Origin of the sequence: Mangrovimonas xylaniphaga, from assembly GCF_001280435.1 — a bacterium.
Lineage (GTDB): Bacteria > Bacteroidota > Bacteroidia > Flavobacteriales > Flavobacteriaceae > Mangrovimonas_A > Mangrovimonas_A xylaniphaga.
Window position 1 is genome coordinate 1 of the sequence record NZ_LBIP01000014.1, and the last position, 1,067, is coordinate 1,067.

Annotated in this window: 1 rRNA gene; it reads right to left on the minus strand. The window is 38.0% G+C overall.

What is annotated here, in order from left to right:
- Positions 1 to 110 (minus strand): 16S ribosomal RNA (locus tag ZA06_RS08815); the annotation flags it as partial.
- Between the last annotated feature and the right edge of the window lie 957 nt (positions 111 to 1,067).

Genomic DNA, 1,067 nt, shown 5'->3' on the forward strand with positions numbered 1-1,067 from the left:
ACGCACCCGTGCGCCACTCGTCAGCCACCGAAGTGCTGTTACCGTTCGACTTGCATGTGTTAGGCCTGCCGCTAGCGTTCATCCTGAGCCAGGATCAAACTCTTCATCGTTAAATCTTAAATATTATTCAGACTATCGAAACGGAATTTTCTGGTTCTCAAAATGGCTTGTTCTTTGTTCGACCAGATCTTTAAAAAAGATCCAATCTTACGCTGTCAATTCAATATGTTAATGAACTTGTCTTCTTTGTTTTTCCTAAGCTTGTCGCTTAAGCGGGTGCAAATATAGAACCCTTTTTTGAAGCTCGCAACAGTTTCGGTTATTTTTTTAAAAAGTTTTTTTTCGTGGCGCAATCGCCTCTCAAAACACTTATAACCGACCCTCTCAATGAACTCCTCTCGCCTTCGCAGCACTCGCTGTTTTTGCGGCTGCAAATATACCGCCTTTTTGGATATCTGCAAGCCTTTTTTGCGGTTTTTGGATATTTTTTTGAGGAACAAAATGTATCCCCCTGAATTAAAAGGCGTTAAATATAATAATTTATTTCATGCCTCCATCACTAATAAGACAATTTAACCTTTTCTCCTGGGTATTTCCTCCTTCTAATTCATAAATTCTAATACGGAGGTATTCTTAAGTACAGATTTGAAATAGAATATAACAAAAGAAAAATCTAAAATTCAATTGTTCTCTAAACTTGGAGAGTCTACATCTGAAACAGGAAAATTGATCATCCCTATTAAATCCCAATAGATCAAAAACTCCTAATATACCCCTTCAATTGAACATAATAACAGCCATACTTAAAATAACCCCATATAGGAACTCCTAATGCGCCTATCTTAAAATTATCACTGAGAAATGGGCATAAGACACTTAAACTCTTGAACTACTAAATCCAAGTCGCCTTTATTACAAACAGCAAAACCCCAACTGTAAAAGTTGGGGTTTTGTATTATTTGAAGAGTATTGTTTTGGCAAGGTATATAAAAACAAAAAGCCCCCAGCAGTTGATGCTGGGGGCTTCAAAAAAGGCGACGACCTACTCTCCCACGGGTGCAGTACCA